This window comes from Desmospora activa DSM 45169 (assembly GCF_003046315.1).
GTDB lineage: Bacteria > Bacillota > Bacilli > Thermoactinomycetales > DSM-45169 > Desmospora > Desmospora activa.
This window is the reverse complement of sequence record NZ_PZZP01000002.1, coordinates 272,090-291,986: the sequence shown is the minus strand read 5'-3', so window position 1 is coordinate 291,986 and position 19,897 is coordinate 272,090. Positions and strand designations below refer to the sequence as shown.

The following is a 19,897-nucleotide window of genomic DNA, read 5'->3' as shown; positions in this document are numbered from 1 at the left end:
AACGTAGCAACGCAAATCGAAAATAACCACCAAACCGCCGATCTTTAACAGATCGGCGGTTTTGCTTAGGTTGGTCCATTGACGGTGGGCGGGCACTTCAAAAATTACCGCGTTACTGCAACTTTTGCAAAGACTTCAGGCAATAGGTCTTTTTTGGCTTGATTACAATCAAAACAGCAGGCTACCAAGTTCTCCATCTTATTTTTACCCCCTTTTGCACGAGGGATGATATGATCTACCGTATTTCCGTATCGACCGCAGTAACGACAGGTGTATTCATCACGCAGCAATACTTTTTGGCGTATTCGTTGGTAAGAGTTTTGCTTTTTCTTGGGGTTGGGTTTCTTGCGGTTAGATTTGTTGGAGTTGGGTTTAAGTCGAGGACACTTTACCCTATTGACGATCACAGTGGGATACTCGGATACAATTTTAGAGATTCCCTTTTGCACGGCATATATCGCTGTTTCTTTATCGACTTGCTTATAACTGCCCCCGTCTTTGAAGATCATGGTGATTTCATGTTCTTGTGTTAAAAGGTCGATATTGAATGTAAAAGGCAAAGGATACGATGAACGGATGGCTTTCATGATACACTCAATGGGAGTCTGAGGAGAAGAAGAGAGAACCACGCGTTGGGGATGCGGCAGCTTGCGGGATCGTTCTTGCGGTTTGATTCTTATGTGCCACTCCGCTGCAAGAGAGCCTTCTATTTTGGCCACCCAACTTCCGGTCACAGCGGGATAGACGATATCGGTACCTTCCAACTTCCGATCTTCTACTCGTTTATGTACGCTGAATTTACCGATTCCCGGTAACCAATAGAGGCGCTTTTTTTGAGAAAAACCCAACAGTACACCGTGTTTTTGCAGGTTTTTTATCAGAAACTGTTCCGCTTCTGTAATTTTGACGTCTTCTGCGAGTACCTTGATCACGTCCGATTCGGCTCCCAGCAAATGATCCAAAAAATCGGGTTGATGTTTTTTGCAATCCGGACAAAACAAATATAAGTTATCCGCAGTGTAGTCGTTGTTTTTTTGTATACGAGAATAGCAGGAGACAGAGAAACCCATTGGGCGTTTACAATTTTCACAACGCCCATCCTCTTCCCACCACACTTTTCTCGCATCATCTTCTGTTATATGGCTATGGGAAAATAGCATTTGTTTCACCTCCGGAATCTAGTATTTACGAAGAATAGGTGGGAAATACTAGTTAAAGATCGATTGATACTTGTTCAGGTCCAATTTATACATGATTTTAGCCTCTTGATCTCTTTTTCTACTATTTAAACAAAAATCAGGATTTTCCTCTTGGAATTTGTATAATTCTATCATTGTTAGAAGTGTGCCCTGCGTTATTCGATCGAAAAATAAAACTATTCTCTTTACACCTTATAGATGGCACGATATGCTAAAGCAGTGGGGTTTTTCACCTTGAATGGGAAAGGGGGGAGATGGTGGCAACATTGGAGTATCGACTGGATGAACCGGAGCGGGATCATCCCGTTTTGTTGACGTATGAGGATATTGATGAAGATGAAATTTCAACGCGGTTTATCTGTGATTACCTGGTAACAGAGGATCGGGTATATGAGCGAACGGTGACGGCAAGCGGTGATCGGGGTTTTATTATTTTTGTGCGGTTGGCGGATGATGAGCAAGTTTGGGACCCAGATGGAATTCCCCATCCGACATGGACAGGGATCCGTCTTGAAATCCGCCAATTTTCAGAGGATGCTGCGTATTACCCGGTATTGGAAACCCTTCACTGTCAAACGCAGACGGAGTTACGCCTCTATTTGCAGGGAGAAATCTTATATCGCGGCGGAAAAGAGTGGCGCAAAACCTCCGCTGAAGTGGATGAAAACCGCAAAGTGTTTGTGTTGTATGTGGAAGCGGCGGATGATTGATGGTGTACATAAAGGTTGATCTAATCGCTTTGATTGGTTGGGTAGGGACGAATTCTTCTCAAAGCGAAACCCCGGAACAAAGTGATTGAGGAAGACGATCGGTGCTTGGCGTGTGAAAATCGACTACCCATCGTTGTAACGATGGGTATTGATGGGATGTTTGTTACGTAGAAAAAATGGATCGGATGAATTCTAGGGAGGGAATATCAACGACGATGATCAACGGTGAAGGAATGGAGGGCATCGGGCTCAACCGGACGAAAAAAGTGGTGACCCTGTTTGCCGCTGCGGCATTGGTTGCTGTTCCTGGATGCTCCTCTTCCGATTCCGAAGCGTCGGAAGAAAGATGCGTCGATAAAAACAGAGACGGCTATTGTGACGAGGAGTTTTGCATCGATAACGATGAAGATGGCTACTGTGATGATGGCACCGACCGTGCTGGTGGTGCGTCGTATTACAGCGGAGGAAACCGCTATTTTCAAAAAGAATCCGGTATCACGCCAGGTTCAAAAAGCGGATATTCAAAAAGCAAATCGAAAGGTGGCATTGGCAAAAGTTCCTCTAGTGGGTTATTTAGCGGGGGGTGAATGATCCGTGGAACCGTACGATATCCGACGGAAGCGGATCTATGAGCCTCTAAGGGAAGAAGGGGTGTTTACCTGGGATTGGTTTTACGGGGAAGAATATGCCCTGGCTACAGTAGAAAAAATCCCCGCCCAGTGGAAACAGGAGCTAAACATGGCGACGGAAGCCTTGGGAGAGGTTTTCACCCGGGTGATCCCGGTGGTGCAGCGAGCGGATGATGAACTGCTGCGGGAACTGGGAATTCCGGATGCCGCGATAAAGGCTGTGCGCGTTGCTGCCGACGCCATCTTGCCGACGGTGGTGGGGCGGTTTGATTTTGCCCGTACCTCCACCGGGTGGAAAATGTTGGAGTTCAACAGTGACACGCCTACTGGTGTGGTGGAGGCTTTCTATGTAAATGGCCGCGTCGTTCAAGCGCTCAATGCCGGCATCGACCCCAATGAAGGCGCTGAGGCTCATATCCGAGATGCGTTTCAGCGAGCGGTTCAGGCTTATCGAGATGAGGGAAGAGATCTTCGCTCAATCGCCTTTAGCGCCTTGGACTGGCATGAAGAGGATGTGGGTACAACCAAATATCTACTAGAGCGTTCCCAGCTGGACGCCCGCTTTGTCCCTTTGGAGGATTTGCGCGTGGAGGGAGATCGATTGGGATTCCGGATAAATGATCGCTGGGAGTCGATCGACCTCTGGTATCGTCTCCACGCGATTGAGATATTGGCGGGGGAGACAGACGACGACGGTTATCCCACCGGGGCCCATGTTCTCGATTTGATTCAGCGCGGGCGTCTCGCGACGATAAATCCCCCTGCCGCTTTCATCGGCCAGACGAAAGCGCTCCAAGCCTTGATCTGGAATCTGTACGAAACCGGGCAGTTTTTTTCAAAGGAAGAACAGCGCTTGATTGGTCAATATTGTTTGCCCACGTATCTGGAAAACCGGTTTTCCGGGCGAGAGCCTTATGTGGTGAAACCGGTGTTGGGACGGGAAGGTGGGGCAGTGCTGTTGTGCGATGCGGATGGCAATGTCACCCATTGCGATCGGGAAGAAGCTTACTGGGAGCAACCGATGGTCTATCAACGCCGAGTAGAGTTGGATCGGGTAGAAGTGGAGACGATCCAAGGGCGTCAGAGCGGTCACCGGCTGTGGGGCTCTTTTTTGCTGGGGGGAAAAGCTTCCGCTATTTTGTGCCGGGTTGACGGTCCCATCACCGGTAACTTAGCCTATTTTTTGCCGATTGCATTGGAAACACACAACTGAAAGGAGCCCTTTATGTTAGAGCAGTGGCCTTATCTATTAACGTTTCTCATTTATCTGGGTGTCAGCATTCCAATCCTGTTGTTGGGTATTTTCATCTTCCAATTGGTGACCCCTTACAAGGAACATCTCTTGATCAAAGAAGGGGCGGAAACGGACGACCCGCAAAAAATGGCCGCCGCCAAAGCAGCCGCCTATGATTTGGGTGGAAAGCTGTTGGGGCTGACCCTGGTTCTCTCCTCTGCTGTCTACCACTCCATCGATGTGGTCGACCTTCTTATTTGGGGTGTAATCGGTATCATCTTTCAGGTATTGGTCTTTTATCTGTTTGAGCTGATTACTCCATTCAAAGTCGTAGCTGAGATTCCCAAAGGAAATATTGCCGTGGGAACCTTTGCCGCCTTCCTCAGCATTGCTACCGGTTTGTTGCTGGCGAGCTTGATCAGTTACTAAAAAAAGCCTTCTCCGTGAAGGCTTTTTTCATGGTCGCATCGACCAGGGTTCGACAACGCCGACGACGGTGTGCTCGGCTTTGGTTTGAATTGCCTTTCCTCATTTGAATTGTCTAAAATAACCCGTTAAATTTTCAGGATTAAGGGTCCCACAAAAAAGCCAGTACCCATATTCAAAGCAAGGGGATAGGCCAGGATTAAAGCGATCATACATAAAGATTTGGAAAGAAATCTCCGCTTTTGCGAAGAATCTCGGATTAATCCAAACCATACAATAACCATTAACATAGGGTGGATAAATAAAGTGAAAAGGACAATCATCAATGCTCCGATTCTTGGCCCTCTAACGGAGGCAAAAATATGAGTTGCAGCTATTTCGGCAAGTACAATTCCAACGATAAACATGACCGATTTCGTTGAAAATTTCACTCTATCAACCCTCCGCATGATGTGTTTATTTGTGAATAAATAAAGTTGGATGGTCACCTTCCAGCTGAGTGGTTTTTTGTTTGGCTATCTTCGACAGATTCGATTCCAAATACTTAATCGATAATCTTCTCTGCGCTTTACGCCATTCCCTTTAAACCAATCATCCGGTGCAATAAATCATCGTAAAAAAGGGGTAGATTTTTTATGCACGGGTATGTATAATGATACGCAACGATGAATTTTTATAAAGGAGCGGTCAACATGGGTAAGGGGAAAGTGGTGCTGGCTTATTCCGGCGGTTTGGATACCTCGGTTGCCATCCGGTGGCTACAGGAGAAATACGGCTATGAGGTGGTAGCTGTTGCACTGGATGTAGGCGAAGGGAAGGATTTGGACTTCGTCAAACAAAAAGCGTTGGATGTCGGCGCGGTCAAATCGTTGGTGGTGGATACCCGCGCCTGGTTTGCCCAGCATTATTTGCTGCCGGCATTAAAGGCCAATGCGATGTACGAGGGTAAGTATCCGTTGGTGTCGGCGTTGTCCCGTCCCCTGATCTCCCAAGTGCTCGTCAAGGTGGCGGAGGAAGAAGGGGCGGTGGCCGTTGCCCATGGATGTACGGGGAAAGGCAATGATCAGGTCCGGTTTGAGCTGGCGGTAAAAGCGCTCAATCCGGCGCTTGAAGTTGTGGCACCGGTACGGGAGTGGGCGATGTCTAGGGATGAGGAGATCGCATATGCCCGGCGCCACGGTATTCCGGTACCGGTGGATCTGGATAATCCATATAGTATCGACCAAAACTTATGGGGAAGAAGCTGTGAGTGCGGCATTTTGGAAGATCCTTGGGCTGAGCCGCCGACAGGGGCATATGAATGGACCAAAGTGGTGGCGGATACGCCGGATGAGCCCCAGGACGTGCTGATCACATTTGAAAAAGGGGTCCCAGTTGCGCTGGATGGTGAACAGCTTCCCTTCCATCTTCTACTGTCCAAACTAAACCAAATCGCCGGTCAACATGGTGTGGGCCGGATCGACCATGTGGAAAATCGGTTGGTAGGGATTAAATCGCGGGAAGTATACGAATGCCCGGGAGCGATTACCCTGATCACCGCTCACCGCGAATTGGAGTACCTCACTCATACTCGTGAGGTGACCCGCTTTAAGCCGCAGGTGGAAAAACAGTGGGCGGAGCTGGTTTATGACGGGCTGTGGTTCTCCCCCTTGATGAAGGCATTAAACGCCTTTGTGGACCAGACTCAGGAGACGGTGTCGGGAACGGTGCGGGTCCGTCTGTATAAAGGGCAAGCGGTCGTGACAGGGCGTCAATCGGATTACTCCCTCTATAACGAGGAATTGGCGACTTACTCCACCGATGACACCTTTGATCATCAAGCGGCTGTCGGCTTTATCCAGCTGTGGGGACTGCCGACAGAAGTCGATGCCAAGGTGAACCCGAAAAAGGAGGACCCCGATTTCGATGAAACTGTGGGGCGGGCGCTTTACCAAGCCAACCAACCAACTCGTTGAAGAATATACGGCATCCATCGATTTTGATCATATTTTAGTGGAAGAAGATATTCGCGGCAGTCTCGCCCATGTGAAGATGTTGGGGGCATGTGGAATCCTACAAGCGAATGAAGCGGAAACCATTACTGCAGGACTGGAGAAGATCCGTGAGCGAGTACGCGCCGGGGAGGTGCAATTTTCCGTCTCCCTGGAGGATATCCATATGAATATTGAGCATCTGCTGATTGAAGAAGTGGGCCCTGTGGGTGGAAAGTTGCATACCGGCCGTAGCCGTAATGATCAAGTGGCTCTCGATATGCACCTGTATGTGCGTGCCCGTACCGTAGAAATGATTCAAGGGCTGCTTCAGGTACGAAAAGCGTTGTGCAAACAGGCGGAAGCCCATGTGGATACGCTTTTGCCCGGCTATACCCATCTACAGCGGGCGCAGCCGGTCCGTTTGGCACATCAGCTGTTAGCGTATGTGGAGATGTTTGAGCGTGATACGGAACGATTCATCGACAGCTATAAACGGGTGAACACCATGCCACTTGGCGCTGGAGCGATCGCTGGTACTCCCTTTCCGATCGAGCGGGAACAAGTGGCGGCGGAGCTGGGCTTTGACCGTCTCTATGAAAACAGCATGGATGCGGTGAGCGATCGCGATTATCTGGTGGAGTTTTTAGCCAATGCTTCCCTGGTGATGGTTCATCTGTCGCGACTGTCGGAAGAGCTGATTCTCTGGTCCAGTGAGGAGTTCGGCTATGTGGAGCTGGATGACGCTTTCTGCACCGGGAGCAGCATGATGCCGCAAAAGAAAAACCCCGACGTTCCAGAGTTGATCCGGGGGAAGACAGGCCGGGTGATGGGCCACTGGGTGGCGTTGATGACGACGCTAAAAGCGTTGCCGTTAACCTATAACAAGGATATGCAGGAAGATAAAGAAGGCGTGTTTGACACCGTTGCTACCTTGATCGGGGCTTTAGCCTTAACCGCCCCCATGTTGGCGGGAATGACGGTCAAGGCAGAGCGGATGCGGCAACATGCGGAAGAGGGCTTTGCCGCCGCTACTGATGTCGCGGATTACTTGGCGGCAAAAGGGGTCCCCTTCCGTGAGGCCCATGCAGTCGTCGGTCGACTCGTTCTCCATTGCCTGCAGGAAGGGACAACGTTATCGGGACTTTCGTTGCAGGTGTATCGCGACTTTCACCCTTCCTTTTCCGCTGATATCTTTGAGAAAATCGGAGTGGAGGCTGTGGCCGACGCACGGGATGTCAGAGGCGGAACGGCTCGTAATCGCGTACTGGATGCGCTGGAACTAAAAAAGAAACAAATGGTTGAAACCAAAACCTGGCTAGACACCGTTTATTAATTTCGGATCCGGTGTTTATCAAGCCAACACGTTATAAACACTGGAACCCTGCCCGTCAAGTGGATGGCAGGGTTTTGTCCGTCTGTTTCAACAAGATTTATGCTCTCAACTCTGGGAAAATAACTGAAGCATGATATAATAGTTTAAGATTCTCAGTAATGATACCTAATTTTCCCTTCTAGTATGATCCAGCACAACGCAGCCTAGAGACTTTTGATTCTATGGGTGGTTACCCAATTGCATATGAGGGTGATAGCGTGATCGAAATGCATGATGTGTACAAAGTATACGGCAACGGGGTGAAAGCCCTCAACGGGATCGACGTCAAGATCGATCAGGGTGAGTTTGTCTATGTGGTCGGTCCGAGTGGCGCTGGAAAAAGTACTTTTATCAAGTTGATGTATCGGGAGGAAGAGCCGACCCATGGTGTGATCCTGATTAACGGGGTCAACATTAAACGGGTGCGAAATTGGAAGATTCCATACCTCCGCCGAAACATTGGCGTTGTATTCCAGGATTATAAATTGTTGCCCAATATGACGGCTTATGAAAATGTGGCATTTGCGATGGAAGCGGTGGAAGCTCCTCGCCGCAAAATTCGGCGCCGGGTGCAGGAAATGTTGGAGCTGGTCGGTCTTTACGACCGCATGAACGCTCTTCCCTCCCAACTTTCCGGGGGAGAGCAACAGCGGGTTTCCATTGCACGGGCGATGGTTAACAATCCCGGCTTTATCATTGCAGACGAGCCTACCGGTAACTTGGATCCTGAAAACTCCTGGGACATCATGTACTTGTTGGAGGAGATCAATGTCCGTGGAACCACAGTCGTGATGGCCACTCACAACAAAGAGATTGTGAATACCATGCGCAAACGCGTCATCGCTGTTGAACAAGGAATTATTGTCCGCGACGAGCAGCAGGGGGAATACGGATATGAAGATTGATACGATGTGGCGACACATTCGTGAAGCGTTTAAAAGCATCGCCCGCAACGGCTGGATGACATTTGCCGCCGTCAGCGCCGTTAGCGTTACGTTGTTGATTTTCGGCATTTTTCTCGTAGTCGCTTTTAATATCAACTTTATGGCCAACGAATTGGACAAGCAGGTATCGATTCGTGCCGCCCTCAGCGCCTCTGCCTCGGCTGATGATATCGATCAGTTGCAAGAGCAAATCAAGCAGGACTCAATGGTAAAAAGTGTTGAATTTGTATCGAAAGAAGAAGGACTTAAGGTGATGAAGGAGCAGTGGGGGGAGGATGAAAGCAAGTTTTTGGATGGGCTTGAAAAAGATAATCCGCTCCCGGATACGTTGGTAATCCACGCGGTTGATCCCCAGAAGACGGCGGAGTTGAAGGATAAAGTTATTCAATACAATTTAGTCGATGATGCGGATGCCGGTGAAGGTGTAACCGACCGCTTGTTGGATGTATCTGCCTTGGTCCGTAATGTGGTGCTTCTGTTTGGGGTGGGGATCGCTGTTTTGGCGGCTTTTCTGATCTCCAATACGATTAAGCTGACGATCTTTGCCCGCCGCCGCGAAATTGAGATTATGCGTCTCGTCGGTGCCAGCAACTGGTTTATTCGTTGGCCTTTCTTCTTTGAAGGAGGATTGATCGGGATTCTGGGGTCGATTGTCCCGGTGACGGTCACCTTGCTTGTATACCAAGGTTTTATCCAGATTTTAGATGCAGACAGCGCCTACGGGTTGATCCGACTGTCTCCGATGTGGCCACTTTCGATGTGGGTTGCCGGAATAACGACTGCGCTTGGGGCCGTGATTGGTGTGTGGGGAAGCTTAATCTCCATTCGACGATTCTTGAAAGTGTAATAAGCGTTATTTAATCATGACGGGAGGAGATGGCGTGAAACGAAAGTGGCTCGTTGGGCTCACGGCACTGTCGTTAGCGATGACCCTCCTTATGCCCGGTCCGGTATTTGCGGACGAGATCGACAAGAAGAAAGAAGACATCAAAGAGCGGGACAAGGAGATCCAACAGCTTGAAAAAGAAAAGGAAGAGAAAGAACAGGATCTTCAATCAGTACTGACCGACTTAGAGAAACGAAAAAAAGAGCTGACTCGATTAAATCAAGAAGTGTACGATACTGAGCAGCAGCTTAAACAGAAAGAGAAAGACCTGGAAGAAACAGAGAAACAATTGGAGGAACGACAACGGCAGTTTAAGCAGCGGGTTCGAACGATTTATCAACAGGGTGAAATGTTTTACCTGGAAGCCCTGATCCAATCACAAAGCGTCGATGAATTTGTGAGTAAGCTGGATTTTATCCGGCAGGTGGCAAAACAGGATCGCAATCTTATTGACGGCTATGAACAGGATCGTAAAACCTTAACCCAACAAAAAAAAGAGATAGAAGAGTTGTTGGCCGAACAAAAAGAGAAGAGCCGACAAGCACAAAGTCTTCACGACAATCTGACGGCGGAGTATAAAAAGTACGAAAAAGAGCTGAGCAAACTCGCAAAAGAACAGGAAAACCTGGAAGAGATCAATGAAAACGAACGGGAAAAAGTCCGCGAGCTGGTTCGTAAACGGCAACTGGAACGGCAGCGAAAAGAGCCTTCATCAGCCAAATACGACGGTGGCAAGTTTTTGTGGCCGGTTAAGGGAGCTCCTGTAACCTCAACCTACGGCATGCGTTACCACCCCGTTCGCAAGGAAAACCGGATGCATACTGGCATTGATTTGGCGGCTCCGATTGGAACGCCAATCCAGGCGGCGGCTGCAGGGAATGTGATTGAGGCACGCCCCGCACCGGGATATGGGTATATCATTGTTATTGATCACGGTGGTGGTTTATCCACCCTGTATGCCCATATGTATACCCAAGGGGTAAAAGTAAAAGTTGGCCAGCAAGTCTCCAAAGGCGATGTAATCGCTGAGGTGGGAAACAACGGCTGGTCGACTGGCCCCCATTTGCATTTGGAAGTGTTGAAAAACGGGAACCATACCAACCCGATGCCTTATTTTAAAGGGTAGGAGTAAACAGAAGGGGATTGTTATAACGGAGTGCCCTTGTCTGTGGATGGTTAGAGAGAGTAGGGAGGGGTGGTGGTCCGGCGAGCGACTCTGCCACGCATGGAGGAGCGGAGACGGATCACCACTCCGACCGTCCCACCGAGGTTAGAGGATTGGGGTACTTAGTTAAGAGAAATAGATTGGAAGTGGATGGGATGAAAAGGCGCATACTGACTGGTACCGTGGTTTTGTGCCTGAGCGTGAGCCTCTTTCCTTTGGGGAAGGCTCAAGCACAAACGGATGCGGAAAAAGCCCGTGATGAGTTGAAAGAGATTCAGGGAGAAAAAAAAGAGCTAAAAAGTGAGCTGGATGAAATCGCGGAAAAGCTGGACAATTATGAGGAAGAAATGGACAAGGTGGCACAAGAGATCGATAAAGCCAACCGCGAGATCGAAAAGTCCGAAGATCGCCTCAACGAGATCCAGAAGGAGTTGGACCAGAAAGATGCGTTTTTCCGCAAACGCATCCGCGATATGTACATTGCCGGGGAGATGGGCAATATGAACGCGCTGTTGGAATCCCGCTCTCTCGCTGAATTCTTGGCTCGTTTTGAGACGCTGCGCCTGCTGGTCAAGCAAGATTATCGCCTGGTGGATGAAGTAGCCAAGCAGAAAGAGTCGGAACTAAAGCAGAAACGGGAACTGGCGCAGTTGGGGAAAAAGAAGAAGAATAAGGTGGAAGAGGCGGAAAAAGCGTTTGACAAGCTGGTCGCCCTGCGCCAAAAAAATCGAACCCAACTCTCCCAGCTTGAATCAGAAGAGCAGATCAAGGAGTCAGAGGTACGAGAAATGAACTTGATCGCCGCTAAGAACGGCAATTTCAAGTATGAAGGCGGCTCTCTGAGCTGGCCCGGCGACAACCGGCAAATCACTTCTCCCTACGGATATCGTACTCATCCCGTCACAGGCGTATATAAACTTCACACTGGCCTCGACATTCGCGCCAAAATGGGTGATCCCATCTATGCCGCCGCCGATGGTGTAATATTGGAAAGCAAGCCGTCTTCGGGATATGGTTGGATCATTATGATCGATCATGGTAGTGGGTTGACCACCCTGTATGCCCATATGTACCCCAACCAGGTGAAGGTGAACAAAGGCGATTGGGTGGAGAGAGGAGAGCGGATTGCCAGTGTCGGCAGTTACGGCTACTCTACCGGTCCCCATAATCACTTTGAAGTCCGCAAAAACGGTCAGTTGCAAAATCCGATCAACTTCCTAAAATAATCAATCCCCGCCCGGGCGGCCATCGGAGGCAGCGCGGGTTTCTTTTTTTGAAAATGGGGAGAAGAGGACGCGTTCTTGTGTACAAGGGTGAAATTTGCTAGAGTGAAGCTGATAATATCTTTTTTATGCCTGTCATATACTGAAACAATTCCGGATCGTTTGAGAGAGGTCAAAGGGTGGTGTTTGGATGTACATGCGTGGACGTACAGTAGCCCTGCTGCTGGTGTGCGCCGTTCTTTTTAGCAGTCTAACTACGGCGGCGGTGATCGGTGATGGCGGGCTGCTTTCGCAGGTGACAGGCTCTGGCGGTCAAGAAACCCAAGGGCTTGATCGCAATATGGATAAGTTGAGAGAAGCATATGGATTGATCCAATCCCAATACATCGGCGAAGTGAAGGAACAGCAGCTCATTGACGGTGCCATCCGTGGGATGGTTGAGTCCCTGGACGATCCTTACTCCACTTATATGGATAAAAACATGGCCAAACAGTTTCACACTTCCCTTGAATCTTCTTTTCAGGGAATCGGAGCGGAAGTAACCATGAAAAATGGTCGGGTGACGATCGTTTCTCCATTTAAGGATTCACCGGCTGAAAAAGCGGGTTTGCGACCGGAAGATCAGATTCATAAAGTGAACGGGGAAAGCCTGGAAGGGATGGACCTAAACGAGGCTGTGGAGAAAATCAAAGGTCCAAAAGGTTCCGAGGCGAAGTTGGAAGTGGTACGCCCAGGACAGAGTGAAGTGGTTAAGGTGACGGTAATCAGAGACGAAATTCCGATTGAAACCGTTCGTTCTGAACTGATGGACGATAAAGTCGGACATATCGAGATATCCCAGTTTTCCGAGGATACCGCCGAAGAATTTACGAAACAGCTGAAGAAGTTGGAGGAAGACGGGATGAAAGGACTGATCATCGATGTCCGCGGTAATCCCGGCGGTTTATTGCCAGCTGTTCTGGAGATCGGAGAACAACTGATTCCCAATGAAAAAGTGATTATGATGACCGAAGATAAATCGGGTAATCGTGTCTCATACAAGTCGAAGCTAAAAGAGAAAAAAGAATATCCGATCGTGATTCTGACCGATAAAGGCTCCGCCAGCGCCTCAGAAATTTTAGCAGGCGCCTTGCAGGAAGCGGGTGGTTATCCGGTAGTCGGTCAAACCTCCTTCGGCAAGGGGACGGTCCAGACGGCCAAGGACTTTCAGGATGGTAGCAATATTAAGCTAACCATGGCAAAATGGTTAACTCCTGAAGGGAATTGGATCAACGAAAAAGGAATCAAACCGGATGTCGAGGTGGAGATGCCGGATTACTACCAAGCGACACCTCCACAATCGGACCAACCCTTGAAACGGGATATGTCAGATCCACAGGTACGCAATCTGCAATTATTGCTGGAAGGTCTCGGATTCCGTCCGGGTCGCACCGATGGATATTTTAACGAGCAGACGGAAACAGCGGTGAAAGCCTTCCAAAAGACCCACAAACTCTCGATGACGGGAGAGGTGGATGAAAAGACAGCACTCCAATTGCAGGATGCGTTTATTGAGATGATGCGGGATCCAGAAAACGATTTGCAATTGCGAGTGGGTGTAGAAACTGTTAAAAAAGAGATCAAGTAAATCAACGTGGGCCCGAATCCCCGATTCGGGCCTTTTTATATGTCGGAAGGGAAGGTCTTCCGTAATGTGGAATTTATCTGGGAGCGATGAAACAGGGGGTATACTCCATGGAAACCTTCTGGGGAGAATGGAAGGACGCTTGGATACAGATGTTGCTGCATCCATTGTGGTTGGGGGCCGTTTTTTTAGTTGCCTGGCAATTCGTTTGGAAAAGCTTACGGGAAAAGCGCACATTTAGTCGGCGACTTAGTCCACCCACCCCGCAATTTTTGATGAGTTTATTATGGGGCATCGTGGCAGGGGGACTGCTAACACCTGCCTTTTTGTGGTTTCCGTTGTCGATTCATTGGATTGAAGTGTTTTGGATGTGGGGGATGATTTTGATCTTAAGTTGTTTTCGGCTGCGGTTTGCCTGTTTGGCTTATAGTGCAGGCCTGCTTTCCCTGATCAGTCTTTCTTGGCGAACGATCGGAGAGCCTGCGACGTTGGGAACCGACAATGCGATTTGGAATGCGCTCTATTATTTATCTGTAGAGGATTGGATGATGGTCGTGGTGGGTCTCCATCTGTTGGAGTGGTTGTTGGTACGGGTGGACGGCCGCTCGGGAAGTACCCCTATCTATGTAAAAAAAGGAGAGGAAGTGTTGGGGGGGTATCGTTTGCAAAAAATCTGGCCGTTTCCCTTATTGGTCCCTTCACCGGCAGGTATTATCCCTCTACCGGTAGTAGCCGGGTTCTCCCGCATCAATTTGTCCCGCCATCCGGAACAACAAAAACGCCGTTCCTCCACACTTCTTTTGTTGTATGCCCTTATTTTGACGAACTTGATGATCCTCTCGTTGTGGTGGGAACCCTGTTGGTGGTTGACGGCGGTTTTTGCCGTTTTGGGCCATGAAGCCCTCTACTTGATGGGCCTACAGCGGGAAAAAAGACGAAAACTTCGCTATCAAGCGGTTGTAGATGGGGTAAAGATCTGGGTGGTGCTACCTGAAACTCCGGCCGCCTCCATGGGATTAAAACCGGGGGATACGTTGCTCCGGGTCAACAACCAAGTGACACGAAGCGAACCGGAGCTAAAGGCGGCCATCCGTCAGTCGGCGGCTTTTGCCAAATTGGAGCTAAAAGATGAACACGGTGAGATTAAATTGGCTCAAACTCCGGTTTACGAGGGTGCTCCTCCGTTGTTGGGGATTGTGCCGGCACCAGAAACCGATGCCGATGCCTTAGCCGATACCAACAACAAAAATCCCGCTATGCCACCGATACAAGCCAGATTGTGATTCATGCACGCTAAAGGACAATTCTCGCCTCGGTCACTTCGATCCCGGGTCTCGCTACCGCGCGGAACCCCCTTTTCCTGCTTTTAACCATTACGTGTGTTTATCAACAGTCTCGTGCCCCTTTGGGGCTTTTTTATTCCATATAATCCCTCCCTCTTCTTAGAACTAACGTTCCTATGTTAGGTGGTTAATGTGGTATAATGGAAAAGATGATGAATCCGAGGTGATGGGGATGACGACAAAACCGGTTTTTCGAATGGTGTCGGAATTTGAGCCGCGTGGCGATCAACCCGGTGCGATTAAAATGCTGACCGCTGGGGTGAAAACCGGGCAAAAGTACCAAACGCTGTTAGGGGCGACGGGAACAGGGAAAACCTTCACTATCGCACATACCATCGCCCGGGTGGGAAGACCCGCACTGGTGGTTGCTCCCAATAAAACATTAGCGGCGCAATTGTGTGGAGAGCTGAAGGAATTCTTCCCGGAACATGCCGTCGAGTATTTTGTCAGTTATTACGACTATTATCAACCGGAGGCCTATGTGCCGCAGACGGATACCTATATTGAAAAAGATGCATCCATCAACGATGAAATCGATAAACTGCGCCACTCTGCTACCAGTGCCCTGTTTGAGCGGGATGATGTGATTATCGTCGCCAGCGTCTCCTGCATCTATGGCTTGGGTTCTCCGGAGGAGTACCGCGAACAAGTCCTATCTTTGCGTGTTGGCATGGAGCGGGACCGTAATTCGGTCTTGCGCGATTTGGTGGATATCCAATATGAACGCAACGATATGAACTTTATCCGCGGTACCTTTCGCGTTCGTGGAGATGTGTTGGAGATTTTCCCCGCTTCCCACGGTGAACAGGCGGTGCGAGTGGAATTTTTTGGAGATGAAATTGACCGCATCCGCGAGATCGATGTACTTACCGGCGAAATTGTGGGCGATCGCGAGCATATCGCCATTTTTCCCGCTTCTCACTATGTGACGCGAGAAACAGTGCTGCAGCGGGCGTTAAAAGATATTGAAGACGAACTGGAGGAGCGGCTGAAATCACTTCATGAGGCGGGCAAGCTGTTGGAAGCGCAACGTCTGGAGCAACGGACCCGCTACGATATGGAGATGATGCGGGAAATGGGCTTCTGTTCCGGCATTGAAAACTACTCCCGTCACCTGGTTGGCAAAAAGGTGGGCGAGCCACCCTTTACGCTGTTGGACTATTTTCCCGATGATTTTCTGATGATCATCGATGAGTCCCATGTGACCGTTCCTCAGATCGGAGCGATGTACAAAGGAGACCGTGCCCGCAAAGAGATGTTGGTGGAGCACGGGTTTCGCTTGCCCTCGGCCAAGGACAACCGTCCGCTCAAATTTGAGGAGTTTGAACAGCGGATCAATCAACTGATTTTTGTCTCCGCCACTCCCGGCCCCTATGAACTGGAGCATGCGCCGAATGTGGTGGAGCAGATTATTCGTCCGACGGGGTTGATTGACCCCAAAGTCCATGTGAAGCCAATCAAGGGACAGATCGACGATTTGATCGGTCAGATCCATCAACGGCTAAAACGAGACGAACGGGTGTTGGTGACCACCCTTACCAAAAAGATGGCGGAGGATTTAACCGATTATCTGAAGGAAGCGGGTATTAAGGTGCAGTATCTGCACTCGGACATCAAGACGATTGAGCGGATGCAGATCTTGCGCAACCTGCGTTTGGGTGAGTTTGATGTATTGGTGGGAATCAACCTGCTGCGGGAAGGGTTGGACCTGCCTGAAGTTTCGCTGGTCGCCATTTTGGATGCTGATAAAGAAGGATTTTTGCGCGGAGAACGTTCCCTTATCCAGACGATCGGCCGTGCCGCCCGTAATGTGAATGGGGAAGTAATTATGTACGCCGACACGATGACGGACTCCATGAAAAAAGCGATCGAGGAAACCGAGCGGCGTCGGGACATTCAGATTGCCCACAACGAGAAACACGGCATCCAACCGGCAACGGTGAAAAAAGCGGTACGAAGTGTGATTGAAGCGACTAAGGTGGCGGAAGAAACGGAAGAGTATCAGGTTGCCCCCAATATGGCCAAAATGGGAAAGAAGGAACGGGCCAACATGGTTGCACGCCTGGAAAAAGAGATGAAGCAAGCGGCCAAAGACTTGCAGTTTGAGCGAGCGGCTGAACTGCGCGATATGATTATCGAACTAAAAGCGGAGGGAGCATAAACCGTGTCACAAGAACATATCGTGATTCGCGGTGCCCGTGTGCACAATTTAAAAGAAGTGGATGTTACTATTCCTCGCGACCGTTTTGTCGTGTTGACGGGATTGTCCGGTTCCGGCAAATCCTCCCTCGCTTTTGACACCATTTATGCTGAGGGACAGCGACGTTATGTTGAATCCCTCTCTGCCTATGCTCGCCAATTTTTGGGGCAGATGGACAAGCCGGATGTGGACGCGATCGAAGGCCTCTCACCGGCAATCTCCATCGACCAGAAAACGACTAGTCGCAATCCTCGCTCCACCGTTGGTACGGTGACGGAGATTTATGATTATCTGCGTCTTCTATTTGCACGGGTGGGACGTCCCACTTGTCCGGAGCACGGAATCGAGATTTCCTCCCAAACGGTACAGCAGATGACGGATCGGGTGTTGGAGCTGCCGGAGCGAACCCGCATCCAGGTGCTGGCCCCGATGGTGAGCGGACGGAAGGGAGAGCACGTTAAGCTGCTGGAAGAGATCCGTAAGCAAGGCTTTGTCCGTGTGCGGGTGGATGGAGAGATTCGGGATTTATCGGAGCAAATTGAACTGGAGAAAAATAAGAAGCATACGATTGAAGTGGTTGTCGATCGGATTGTGATGAAGCCGGGGATTGAGACGAGGTTGACGGACTCTCTGGAGACAGCCCTAGGGTTGGCAGGGGGGACTGTTTTGGTTGATGTGATGGATGGAGAGGAACTCTTATTTAGCCAAAACTTGGCTTGCCCGGAGTGCGGCTTCAGCTTGGATGATCTTTCGCCGCGCATGTTTTCCTTTAACAACCCTTTTGGCGCCTGTCCCACCTGCGACGGTTTAGGCAGCCGCATGGAATTAGACCCTGACTTGCTTATTCCCGATCCCGGAAAAACCTTGCTAGAAGGCGCGATTGAGCCGTGGGAGGGAAAAACCAGCGCTTATTATCCACAATTGTTAAAATCGGCTTGTCAATACTACGGCATCAAGATGGATGTTCCCTTTAAAAAGTTACCGAAAAAAGAGCGGGATATCATTATGAAGGGAACTCAAGACCGCATTCCCTTTCGCTATGAAAGCGATGGAGAGATGAAAGAAGTAAAGGTACGCTTTGAAGGGGTACTGCGAAACTTGGAGCGCCGCTTTCGTGAAACAGGATCGGATGCAGTGCGGGAGTTTATTGAAAACTATATGAGCCATAAAGCATGCCCCACCTGTGAAGGGACACGCTTGCGCAAGGAAAGCTTGAGCGTGCTTCTCGGCGGGCGCAATGTCGCTTATGTGACCAACCTTTCCGTCCAGGAGGCACGGGAATATATTCAGGGATTGCAACTGAGCGAAAAAGAGATGACCATTGGACGGCAGATTCTCAAGGAGATCGATAGCCGGCTCGGTTTTCTGATCAATGTGGGGCTCAACTATCTCACCCTCAACCGCGCTGCGGGAACGCTCTCCGGCGGAGAGGCGCAACGGATTCGGCTGGCGACCCAGATCGGATCTAAGCTGATGGGTGTTCTCTATATTTTGGATGAGCCCAGCATCGGTCTGCATCAACGGGACAATACCCGTCTGATTGAGACGTTGGAACAGATGCGTGACTTGGGCAATACCTTGATCGTGGTGGAACACGATGAGGATACCATGTTGGCTGCTGACCACATCATTGATGTGGGGCCGGGTGCCGGTTCCCATGGGGGACGCATTGTCGCTGAAGGTTCCCCCACTGCATTGATGGAAATGGAGCACTCCCTCACCGGACAGTATCTATCCGGCCGTAAATTTATCCCCCTGCCGGAGGAGAGAAGGCAACCCAACGGCAAGTGGGTAGAGGTTCGCGGCGCCAAGGAGAACAACCTAAAACAGGTGGATGTTAATATTCCCTTAGGCGCTTTCACTTGTGTTACCGGTGTTTCCGGTTCCGGCAAGAGCACGTTGATCAACGGGATTTTGCACAAGTCGCTGGCGCGGGAGCTGCATAAATCCAAAGTGGTTCCCGGTGCCCATGATGAGATTCGGGGATTGGATCATTTGGATAAGGTGATCGATATCGATCAGTCTCCCATCGGCCGCACCCCGCGCTCCAATCCGGCTACTTACACCAGTCTGTTTGATGATGTGCGGGATGTGTTTGCATCCACCCAAGAATCCAAGGTGCGCGGCTATAAAAAAGGGCGCTTCAGTTTTAACGTCAAAGGTGGCCGCTGTGAAGCCTGCCGTGGGGACGGCATTATCAAGATCGAGATGCACTTTCTACCCGATGTGTATGTCCCCTGCGAGGAATGTGAAGGAAAGCGGTATAATCGTGACACCCTGGATATAAAGTACAAAGGAAAAAACATCGCCGATGTATTGGAAATGCGGGTAGAGGAAGCCCTCGATTTCTTTAAAAATATTCCACGCATCAACCGCAAACTACAAACCTTGTACGATGTGGGTTTAGGTTATGTGAAGCTAGGCCAACCGGCTACCACCCTTTCCGGCGGTGAAGCGCAACGGGTAAAATTGGCATCGGAGCTGTACAAGCGTTCCAATGGACGCACCCTCTATATTTTGGATGAGCCCACCACCGGCCTTCATATCGACGATATCGCCCGTCTGTTGAAGGTACTCCAGCGCTTAGTGGAAAACGGGGATTCGGTCTTAGTGATTGAGCACAATCTGGATGTGATCAAAACAGCGGATTACCTGATCGATCTCGGCCCTGAAGGAGGGGACGCTGGCGGTCAAATTGTGGCTACTGGCACACCGGAAGAAGTGGCCAACGTGAGCGTTTCCCATACCGGTCGCTATCTAAAGCCGATCCTGGAACGGGATCGCGAACGGATGGAGCGCTATTACCGCGAGCTGGAGGAGAAGATTTCTGCTACGTCGTGAAGAGCAGAAACAAAGCTACCTTCTTGAGGCGGCTCAGATGGCTGACACACTAAAGGAGTGGTTATAAGCAGGGAGGAGTAGTTGTCGCGTATAACCTGATAAGTTCAACCTAACCATCGATGGAAAAA

The 19,897-nt window shown here is 49.9% G+C and carries 16 protein-coding genes; 14 read left to right on the top strand and 2 right to left on the bottom strand.

Annotated elements, in window-relative coordinates; translation table 11 throughout:
• Positions 1–104 precede the first annotated feature (104 nt).
• Positions 105–1,160, bottom strand: a complete 1,056-nt coding sequence (locus tag C8J48_RS19125) for an HNH endonuclease (protein ID WP_245891240.1) — start codon at positions 1,158–1,160, stop codon at positions 105–107.
• Positions 1,161–1,456: 296 nt separating this feature from the next.
• Between C8J48_RS19125 and C8J48_RS14665 the strand changes: the two genes are divergently transcribed.
• The 4 genes from C8J48_RS14665 to C8J48_RS14650 all read left to right on the top strand — a co-directional run bounded on the left by C8J48_RS14665 (position 1,457) and on the right by C8J48_RS14650 (position 4,201).
• Complete coding sequence (locus tag C8J48_RS14665) at positions 1,457–1,909, top strand: hypothetical protein (RefSeq protein WP_107727992.1); 453 nt, start codon at positions 1,457–1,459, stop codon at positions 1,907–1,909.
• A gap of 215 nt (positions 1,910–2,124) precedes the next feature.
• A complete protein-coding gene (locus tag C8J48_RS14660) occupies positions 2,125–2,496 on the top strand; it encodes a hypothetical protein (RefSeq protein ID WP_245891239.1) in 372 nt (123 codons plus the stop codon).
• 7 nt (positions 2,497–2,503) lie between these two features.
• Entirely contained in the window at positions 2,504–3,751 is a 1,248-nt protein-coding gene (locus C8J48_RS14655) for a glutathionylspermidine synthase family protein (protein WP_107727991.1), read from the top strand.
• A 12-nt stretch (positions 3,752–3,763) separates the two neighbouring features.
• Positions 3,764–4,201 carry a DUF350 domain-containing protein gene (locus C8J48_RS14650; protein WP_107727990.1) on the top strand — a complete coding sequence of 146 codons (438 nt, stop codon included), beginning with the start codon at positions 3,764–3,766 and terminating at the stop codon, positions 4,199–4,201.
• A 125-nt stretch (positions 4,202–4,326) separates the two neighbouring features.
• On the opposite strand, the gene C8J48_RS14645 is transcribed toward C8J48_RS14650, so the two are convergent.
• Positions 4,327–4,629, bottom strand: a complete 303-nt coding sequence (locus tag C8J48_RS14645) for a hypothetical protein (protein WP_107727989.1) — start codon at positions 4,627–4,629, stop codon at positions 4,327–4,329.
• Between the two features lie 261 nt (positions 4,630–4,890).
• Here C8J48_RS14645 and C8J48_RS14640 point away from each other — a divergent pair, with 261 nt between their 5' ends.
• The 10 genes from C8J48_RS14640 to uvrA all read left to right on the top strand — a co-directional run bounded on the left by C8J48_RS14640 (position 4,891) and on the right by uvrA (position 19,769).
• A complete protein-coding gene (locus C8J48_RS14640; RefSeq protein ID WP_107727988.1) occupies positions 4,891–6,153 on the top strand; it encodes an argininosuccinate synthase in 1,263 nt (420 codons plus the stop codon).
• On the top strand, positions 6,104–7,504 hold the full coding sequence (gene argH, locus C8J48_RS14635) for an argininosuccinate lyase (protein ID WP_107727987.1): 1,401 nt from the start codon (positions 6,104–6,106) through the stop codon (positions 7,502–7,504). Before C8J48_RS14640 ends, argH begins: the two co-directional genes overlap by 50 nt.
• Before the next feature lie 257 nt (positions 7,505–7,761).
• Complete coding sequence (gene ftsE / locus C8J48_RS14630) at positions 7,762–8,448, top strand: cell division ATP-binding protein FtsE (RefSeq protein ID WP_107727986.1); 687 nt, start codon at positions 7,762–7,764, stop codon at positions 8,446–8,448.
• A complete protein-coding gene (ftsX, locus tag C8J48_RS14625; protein ID WP_107727985.1) occupies positions 8,438–9,334 on the top strand; it encodes a permease-like cell division protein FtsX in 897 nt (298 codons plus the stop codon). The genes ftsE and ftsX overlap by 11 nt, the downstream gene beginning before the upstream one ends.
• Before the next feature lie 34 nt (positions 9,335–9,368).
• Positions 9,369–10,499: a murein hydrolase activator EnvC family protein gene (locus C8J48_RS14620; RefSeq protein WP_170105578.1), complete on the top strand. Its 1,131-nt coding sequence runs from the start codon at positions 9,369–9,371 to the stop codon at positions 10,497–10,499.
• Between the two features lie 194 nt (positions 10,500–10,693).
• Positions 10,694–11,764 (top strand): murein hydrolase activator EnvC family protein, encoded by a 1,071-nt coding sequence (locus C8J48_RS14615; protein WP_146160510.1) that lies wholly within the window; start codon positions 10,694–10,696, stop codon positions 11,762–11,764.
• Between the two features lie 193 nt (positions 11,765–11,957).
• On the top strand, positions 11,958–13,388 hold the full coding sequence (locus tag C8J48_RS14610; protein ID WP_107728256.1) for a S41 family peptidase: 1,431 nt from the start codon (positions 11,958–11,960) through the stop codon (positions 13,386–13,388).
• 107 nt (positions 13,389–13,495) lie between these two features.
• Positions 13,496–14,668: a PDZ domain-containing protein gene (locus C8J48_RS14605; protein ID WP_107727982.1), complete on the top strand. Its 1,173-nt coding sequence runs from the start codon at positions 13,496–13,498 to the stop codon at positions 14,666–14,668.
• Between the two features lie 232 nt (positions 14,669–14,900).
• Positions 14,901–16,889 carry an excinuclease ABC subunit UvrB gene (gene uvrB, locus C8J48_RS14600; RefSeq protein ID WP_107728255.1) on the top strand — a complete coding sequence of 663 codons (1,989 nt, stop codon included), beginning with the start codon at positions 14,901–14,903 and terminating at the stop codon, positions 16,887–16,889.
• A gap of 3 nt (positions 16,890–16,892) precedes the next feature.
• A complete protein-coding gene (gene uvrA / locus C8J48_RS14595; RefSeq protein ID WP_107727981.1) occupies positions 16,893–19,769 on the top strand; it encodes an excinuclease ABC subunit UvrA in 2,877 nt (958 codons plus the stop codon).
• Positions 19,770–19,897: the final 128 nt, after the last annotated feature.

Coding starts and splice junctions, on each gene's coding strand:
- ftsX (WP_107727985.1), top strand. CDS start 8,438: ATGAAGATTGATACGATGTGGCGACACATTCGTGAAGCGTTTAAAAGC.
- C8J48_RS14605 (WP_107727982.1), top strand. CDS start 13,496: ATGGAAACCTTCTGGGGAGAATGGAAGGACGCTTGGATACAGATGTTG.
- C8J48_RS14660 (WP_245891239.1), top strand. CDS start 2,125: ATGATCAACGGTGAAGGAATGGAGGGCATCGGGCTCAACCGGACGAAA.
- uvrB (WP_107728255.1), top strand. CDS start 14,901: ATGACGACAAAACCGGTTTTTCGAATGGTGTCGGAATTTGAGCCGCGT.
- argH (WP_107727987.1), top strand. CDS start 6,104: ATGAAACTGTGGGGCGGGCGCTTTACCAAGCCAACCAACCAACTCGTT.
- C8J48_RS14610 (WP_107728256.1), top strand. CDS start 11,958: ATGCGTGGACGTACAGTAGCCCTGCTGCTGGTGTGCGCCGTTCTTTTT.
- C8J48_RS19125 (WP_245891240.1), bottom strand. CDS start 1,160: ATGCTATTTTCCCATAGCCATATAACAGAAGATGATGCGAGAAAAGTG.
- C8J48_RS14650 (WP_107727990.1), top strand. CDS start 3,764: ATGTTAGAGCAGTGGCCTTATCTATTAACGTTTCTCATTTATCTGGGT.
- C8J48_RS14615 (WP_146160510.1), top strand. CDS start 10,694: ATGAAAAGGCGCATACTGACTGGTACCGTGGTTTTGTGCCTGAGCGTG.
- C8J48_RS14640 (WP_107727988.1), top strand. CDS start 4,891: ATGGGTAAGGGGAAAGTGGTGCTGGCTTATTCCGGCGGTTTGGATACC.